Annotated in this window: 6 protein-coding genes; 4 read left to right on the top strand and 2 right to left on the bottom strand. The window is 65.4% G+C overall.

Annotated elements, in window-relative coordinates; translation table 11 throughout:
• Window positions 1-127: 127 nt before the first annotated feature.
• Together DEU38_RS19300 and DEU38_RS19295 are read right to left on the bottom strand one after the other, a co-directional pair.
• Window positions 128-1,024, bottom strand: a complete 897-nt coding sequence (locus tag DEU38_RS19300) for a TauD/TfdA family dioxygenase (protein WP_114722998.1) — start codon at window positions 1,022-1,024, stop codon at window positions 128-130.
• 95 nt (window positions 1,025-1,119) lie between these two features.
• Entirely contained in the window at window positions 1,120-2,094 is a 975-nt protein-coding gene (locus DEU38_RS19295; RefSeq protein WP_114723020.1) for a quinone oxidoreductase, read from the bottom strand.
• A 337-nt stretch (window positions 2,095-2,431) separates the two neighbouring features.
• Here DEU38_RS19295 and DEU38_RS19290 point away from each other — a divergent pair, with 337 nt between their 5' ends.
• The 4 genes from DEU38_RS19290 (at window position 2,432) to DEU38_RS19275 (ending at window position 6,610) form a co-directional block, all read left to right on the top strand.
• Complete coding sequence (locus DEU38_RS19290) at window positions 2,432-3,460, top strand: AraC family transcriptional regulator (protein ID WP_114722997.1); 1,029 nt, start codon at window positions 2,432-2,434, stop codon at window positions 3,458-3,460.
• Window positions 3,461-3,787: 327 nt separating this feature from the next.
• Window positions 3,788-5,149 (top strand): MFS transporter, encoded by a 1,362-nt coding sequence (locus DEU38_RS19285; protein ID WP_114722996.1) that lies wholly within the window; start codon window positions 3,788-3,790, stop codon window positions 5,147-5,149.
• A gap of 40 nt (window positions 5,150-5,189) precedes the next feature.
• Window positions 5,190-5,966 carry a CoA transferase subunit A gene (locus tag DEU38_RS19280; protein WP_114722995.1) on the top strand — a complete coding sequence of 259 codons (777 nt, stop codon included), beginning with the start codon at window positions 5,190-5,192 and terminating at the stop codon, window positions 5,964-5,966.
• A complete protein-coding gene (locus DEU38_RS19275) occupies window positions 5,963-6,610 on the top strand; it encodes a CoA transferase subunit B (RefSeq protein ID WP_114722994.1) in 648 nt (215 codons plus the stop codon). The genes DEU38_RS19280 and DEU38_RS19275 overlap by 4 nt, the downstream gene beginning before the upstream one ends.
• Window positions 6,611-6,637: the final 27 nt, after the last annotated feature.

Below are 6,637 nucleotides of genomic sequence, written 5' to 3'. Positions count from 1 at the left end.
CCACTCCGGGCCGTACGGCGCGACAGTGATAACCAGCTTCTCCTGGTTCTCCGGGAACAGTGCGTCATCGTGGAAATGCATTGTGTAACTCCGTTTCTGGACAGATGTGAGGTAGGGAAAGCGGATATCAGAAAGTGCGGTCGCCGATGATCCCGGCGCGTTCCATCTTTCGAACGGCGGGCCAGTAGTCCTGGACCGCGTAGTGCTGGGTCGATCGGTTGTCCCAGATCGCGACGCTGTTCTTCGTCCACCGCCAGCGCACCTGGTACTCCGGGATCGTCGCCTGGCTCTGCAGGTACCGCAGCAGCTCACCGGCGCCCGGGGCGTAGTCGATGCCACACCGGACGTTGTCGGCGGTGTGGTAGTTCGTCAGGTGCGTGGTGAAGCTGTTGACGAAGAGGATCTTCTCCCCCGTCTCCGGGTGGGTACGGACCACCGGATGCTCGGCGTCCGGGAAGCGTTCCTTGAGCTCGAGGCGCCTCTCCATCGGCAGTCGCGCGCCGAACGACGCCTCGATGCTGTGCCGCGCGCGCAGCCCCTCGATCCGCTCCTTGACTCGCTCGGGCAGCCGCTCGTAGGCCAGAGCCATGTTCACCCAGATCGTGTCTCCACCGACGGCAGGGCCCTCGACACAGCGGAGGACGCACCCCATCGGAGGATTCACACGCCACGTCGCGTCACAGTGGAAGGAGTTCTCGAACGCCTCCGGCGGGCTGTCGAGGTCCTTGTAGATCTGCACGAGACCGGGATGATCGGGGTCGCTGCCGACCACCGGATGGTCCTCGAGCGAGCCGAAACGCTCCGCCAACGCGACGTGCTCGGCCCGGCTCATGTCCTGATCCCGGAAGAAGAGCACCTTGTGCTTCAGCAGCAGCGACCGCAGTTCGGCGAAGAGGTCGGCGTCACGGGACACATCGGCAAGGTCGACACCGTGGAGTTCCGCACCGATGCTGCAGGTCAGCGGGCGGGCGTCCATGGGCGAGACGGTCGTCCGGGCTCCTGGCGCAAGTTCGACAGTGGTCATGGCACTCTCCTGTACAAGCTGGAAGTGGTAGGTCGTAGCGCCGTCACGTGCTACGTCGGCACGCCGAACGACGTTGGCTGAATGGGTGTTTCAGGTCAGAACGAGAACACCGAAGAACCGATGCTCTTGCCGGACTCGAGGTCTCGATGGGCCGCCTCGGCCTCTTCGAGCGCATAGTGCTGGTTGATCTCGATGGAGATACGGCCGGCGGCGACATGGCCGAACAACTCGTTCGCCAACTCGGCGCGCTCCGCCGGATCCGCAATGTAGTCGGCCAGTGCCGGGCGGGTGACGAACAACGATCCCTTGACCGCCAACTGCATGGCGTTGATGGGCGGGATCGGTCCCGATGCGGTGCCGAACGCGACGAGCAGACCGCGGCGTGCCAGCGAGTCGAGCGAGGACTCGTAGGTCGATTCACCGATGCTGTCGTAGACGACCGGTACACCCGCGCCGTCGGTGAGCTCACGCACCCGCTCGGCCACGTTCTCACGCTTGTAGACGATCACCTCGCTGCAGCCGTGCGCCTCGGCGACAGCCGCCTTCTCGTCGGTCGACACCGTCCCGATCACATTGATGCCCAGCAGCTTCGCCCACTGGCAGAAGATCAGTCCCACGCCTCCCGCTGCGGCGTGCAACAGGACCGTGTCACCGGCCTTCAACGGGTAGATCCGGCGCAGCAGGTACGACGTCGTGAGCCCGCGCATCGTCATCGCCGCGGCGGTCTCGAACTCGATTCCGTCCGGCAGTGCGATCAGATGCTCGGCCGGCATCACGCGTTCGGTGCTGTACGCACCCAGCGGGCTGCCGGTGTAGGTGACCCGGTCACCCTCCTGGAAGCCGGAGACGCCCTCGCCCACGGCCTCGACGACGCCGGCGGCCTCGACACCCATACCGGCCGGGAGTGCGGCCGGGTAGAGGCCGGTCCGAAAGTAGGTGTCTGCGAAGTTCAGGCCCACGGCCTCGTGCCGGATACGCACCTCGCCGGGGCCGGGATCGCCGACCTCCACCGTCTCCCACTTCAGGACTTCCGGACCACCGGTTTCGTAGAAGCGAATCGCCTTTGCCATTGCTATCTCCTTGTTCGCGAGTTCGTCCGAGTGGACGAACTCGCACACACGGCTGCCGGATCTTCCGGACCGCAACCTTTTCGAACATGTACCCCGCCTCCCCGGGGACGATCCATGCCGTCCCGGTTCGACTCGGCGCTGGAACCGGAACTCGGTTCCGATGTGATTCAGCTGACACGACAGTATCGACTCGGAGGGCATCACACTTACCTCTCAGGGACATATTTCTTGTCATTTCGGGACAGTCGGGATCCAGACCACACCGTCCGTGACACGTGACCCGCCGCACACTTACCCTTGCGGGGCAGTCGGGCACAGTCGAGACGAGGTGACAAGCGTGGCCAGACCCCTCGCGCGATATGCCGCGTTGACCGGATACATCGAGGTCAGCCGGACATTGGGCATCGATCCGGTCCAACTCCTGCGGGCCGTCGGCCTGGATTCGGCCAGCCTCGACCTCCAGGATCGGTGGATTCCGGCATCGTCCGTCGCTCGCCTCCTGGAATTGTCGTCAGCGGCGACCGGGCGCCAGGATTTCGCCCTCAAACTCGCCGAGCGCCGCCGGTTCTCCACACTCGGCCCCCTCAGCGTGAGCATCCGGGAGGAACCCGACGCACGCAGCGCACTTCGCATGCTGATCCGCTACCAGCACATGTACAACGAATCGCTTCACATCCGCATGTCGGAGAAGGACGGGCTCACCGCGATCAGGATCCGGATCGAACCCGGTGAACCGATGATCGTCCGACAGGCAGTCGAACTGGCAGTGGCGGTCACCCACCAACTGCTCCGCAACATGCTCGGCGAGCGCTGGCGCCCCGTGTCGGTCTGCTTCGACCACACCCGGCCGATCGACGATTCGACGCACCGACAGATGTTCGGCGCACCACTGACATTCGACAACGACTTCAGCGGAATCATCACCTACACAGCCGATCTGAACGAACCCAACCGGATGTCCGACCCGCACCTTCGCTCGTACGCGCAACAGTTCCTCGACACTCTGACGACGCCCGAGGAACCCACGATCGCCAACCGTGTGCGCGAACTCGTCGAACTTCTCCTACCGACCGGCCGGTGTTCCATCGACCAGGTTGCGCGTAGCCTCGGCGTCGACCGCCGGACGGTCCACCGCCACCTCGCGAAGTCGGGGCAGACGTTCTCGTCCGTGCTCGATGCCACGCGAACCGAACTCGCGAATCGCATGGTCAGCGGTCAGCGGTACTCGTTCACCGAGATCTCGGAGATGCTCTCGTTCTCGACGCCGAGCAGCTTCTCGCGATGGTTCCATCAGCAATTCGGCGTCAGCCCACGCGAATGGCGCAGACAGTCCCTCACGCCGGCAGAAGCGCCGGCAAACGGCTGACAGCGCGCGACAAATCCGACATCTGTCCCGAAATGCAAAGAACTGCGTCCCCGAGGGATAACCACGAACCGCCAAGTCCGGATAACGTGATCTGCGCCACCTTTCGAGCGAGCCGTATCTCGCATCACATCCATTTCGACCGCCGTGAAACGAGTGCCGCCATGACCACGAACCCCGAGCCGACACCCCCTCCGGCGATCGGCCGTATGCAGCAGCTGGCGGCTTTCGAGTCCGCAGCCGATACCGCCGCTCCCGTGCCCCCGCCGACGTAACCGTCCGTCGTCGCGCACACCCGCCTCCACCACTCCTGTCGCTTTAGGAGCACCCATGGGACTGCCTCCCACTCTGACCGACCAGCCGGTCGAAAGCACCAACGCACCGCACACCGAGACCGTCGACTCCGGACTTAGCAATCGCCGCAGCCGGATGTACCCGTGGATCGTGGCCGGCCTCGCCTTCGCGTTGCTGCTGTCGGACTACATGTCCCGACAGGTCCTCAGCGCTGTCTTCCCGATGCTGAAGGCCGATTGGTCGCTGTCCGATTCCCAGCTCGCCTCGCTCACGAGCGTGGTTGCTCTGATGGTCGGGCTCCTGACCTTCCCGCTGTCGCTGCTCGCCGACCGGTGGGGACGAGTCAGAAGCCTGGTGCTGATGGCCGTGATGTGGAGCATCGCAACCCTCTGCTGCGCGATCGCGTCCAACTTCGAGCAGATGCTGGCGGCGCGGTTCTTCGTCGGGGTGGGCGAGGCCGCATACGGCAGCGTCGGTATCGCGGTCGTCCTGAGCGTGTTCTCCCCGCGACTGCACTCGTCGTTGAGCGGCGCCTTCATGGCCGGCGGATCCTTCGGTTCCGTGGTCGGCGTCTCGCTCGGTGGTGTGATCGCCGTCAACGTCGGGTGGCGCTGGTCGTTCACCGCGATGGCTGTGCTGGGACTCATCCTCGTCGCACTGTTCCGGGCCGTGGTCACCGAGTCCCGGCTCGCAAAGTACGCCGTGCACGACGAACCCGTCGCCCCGTCCGACGGCTCCGCGCCGTCCGCCCCGGTGATCCGGGTCCCCGTGTCCACGCTGTTCACGAACCCTGCCGTGTGGTGCGCTTACCTCGCCGGCGGATTCCAGATGTTCACCGCGGCCGTCCTGCTGTCGTGGACGCCCAGCTTCTTCAACCGGTACTACGGTATGGCGCTCGACAAGGCGGCCGGGGTCGCCGCACTGTTCGTCCTGTTGGTCGGCACGGGAATGGTCGTGTGCGGCATGATCACCGACCGGGTGAGCCGTAGCAACCCGGCACGCAAGTGGATGACCGCCGTCGTGTTCTGCGCGATCTCGCTCGTCGCACTCGGTATCGGATTCCGTCTGGGCACCGGTGCGCCGCAGCTGATCCTGCTCGGTATCGGCGCCTTCTTCTCCGCGGGCTGCTCGGGCCCGACTGCGGCCATGGTCGCCAGCCTCACCCACGAATCGGTCCGCTCGTCGGCACTCGGTACACTCACCATCGCCAACAATGTTCTCGGATTGGCGTTGGGCCCCTTCGTCATCGGCATCCTCGCCGATCGACTGGGACTTCTCGAGTCCCTCAGCCTGGCCCCGCTCTTCTACATCGCTGCCATCGTCGCGCTGCTCGTCGGCAAGCGCCTCTACCCGGCAGGAATGCGCAAGCTCGCATCGCAGAGCACTGCGTCCGCCTGACCCAGCGACCACCGAGACAGTCGGAGACGGAAAGGTACTCATGACCAAGATCTACGCATCGGCGGCCGACGCTGTCGCCGACATCCCGTCCGGGGCGTCCCTAGCCGTCGGTGGATTCGGACTGTGCGGAATCCCGGACGTGCTGATCGCCGCCCTCGCGGCACACACGGCAACGGACTTCGAGGTGTTCTCGAACAACTGTGGAACCGACGGGCACGGACTCGGGATACTCCTCGAAGACAGAAGGATTCGGCGCGTCACGGCGTCCTATGTCGGGGAGAACAGGGAGTTCGCACGGCAGTACCTGTCCGGTGAACTCGAGGTGGAGCTGACCCCGCAGGGCACCCTCGCGGAGAAGCTCCGTGCCGGCGGCGCCGGAATCCCGGCCTTCTTCACACCGTCCGGGGTAGGCACGCCGATCTCCGAGGGTGGGCTGCCGTGGCGGTACGCCGCCGACGGTTCCGTCGCGATCGCCTCTCCCCCGAAGGAGGTTCGCGAGTTCGGTGGCGCTTTCGGCAGCAAGCAGTTCGTGCTGGAGGAGTCCATCGTCGCCGACTTCTCGTTGGTGCACGCCATGGTCGCGGACACGGAAGGCAACCTCGTCTTCAACAAGGCCGCGATGAACTTCAACCCGCTGGCTGCGATGGCGGGCCGGGTGTGCATCGCGCAGGTGGAGGTCATTGTCGAGGCCGGCGAGCTCGACCCCGAGCAGGTACATCTGCCGGGCATCTACGTCGACCGCATCGTGCATATCGGACAGCAGGACAAGAAGATCGAGAAGCGGACCGTCTCGGCCGTGAAGGAGGACGCACGATGACCGCAGTCGTGGAGACCGTCGGGTGGACCCGCGAGCTGATGGCCGCGCGCGCCGCGCAGGAACTGACCACCGGTGAATACGTCAATCTCGGGATCGGTCTGCCGACCCTGATCCCGAACCACCTGCCCGACGGCGTCGAGGTCACCCTGCACAGCGAGAACGGCGTCCTGGGCACCGGCCCCTACCCCACCGAGGACGCCGTCGACGCGGACCTGATCAACGCCGGCAAGGAGACCGTCACCGTCAACGACGGTGCGTCGTTCTTCGACTCCGCTACCAGCTTCGGCATGATCCGCGGCGGGCACATCGACACCGCCGTGCTGGGCGGGATGCAGGTCTCCGCCACCGGCGACCTGGCGAACTGGATGGTGCCCGGGAAGATGGTCAAGGGCATGGGCGGCGCGATGGATCTCGTGCACGGCGCGCGCCGGGTCATTGTGCTCATGGAGCACACGGACAAGGAAGGCTCGTCGAAGATCGTCGAACGGTGCACGTTGCCGCTGACTGGGCGTGCGGTGGTGAACCGGATCATCACCGACCTCGCGGTGATCGACGTGACCGAGTCCGGGCTGGTTCTCGTGGAATGCGCTCCGGGGGTCGACGAGGAGCAGGTTCGCGCCGCGACGGACGCGCCGCTCGCGTGACGTCAGGGTGGGCGGCGATCCCTCGCC

This window comes from Rhodococcus sp. AG1013, assembly GCF_003350365.1.
Taxonomy (GTDB): Bacteria; Actinomycetota; Actinomycetes; order Mycobacteriales; family Mycobacteriaceae; genus Prescottella.
This window is presented reverse-complemented; position numbering and strand designations above follow the sequence as displayed.

What these genes read in the sequence shown, in the direction of transcription:
- DEU38_RS19275 (WP_114722994.1), top strand. Translation starts at nt 5,963, where the DNA reads ATGACCGCAGTCGTGGAGACCGTCGGGTGGACCCGCGAGCTGATGGCC.
- DEU38_RS19300 (WP_114722998.1), bottom strand. Translation starts at nt 1,024, where the DNA reads ATGACCACTGTCGAACTTGCGCCAGGAGCCCGGACGACCGTCTCGCCC.
- DEU38_RS19280 (WP_114722995.1), top strand. Translation starts at nt 5,190, where the DNA reads ATGACCAAGATCTACGCATCGGCGGCCGACGCTGTCGCCGACATCCCG.
- DEU38_RS19295 (WP_114723020.1), bottom strand. Translation starts at nt 2,094, where the DNA reads ATGGCAAAGGCGATTCGCTTCTACGAAACCGGTGGTCCGGAAGTCCTG.
- DEU38_RS19285 (WP_114722996.1), top strand. Translation starts at nt 3,788, where the DNA reads ATGGGACTGCCTCCCACTCTGACCGACCAGCCGGTCGAAAGCACCAAC.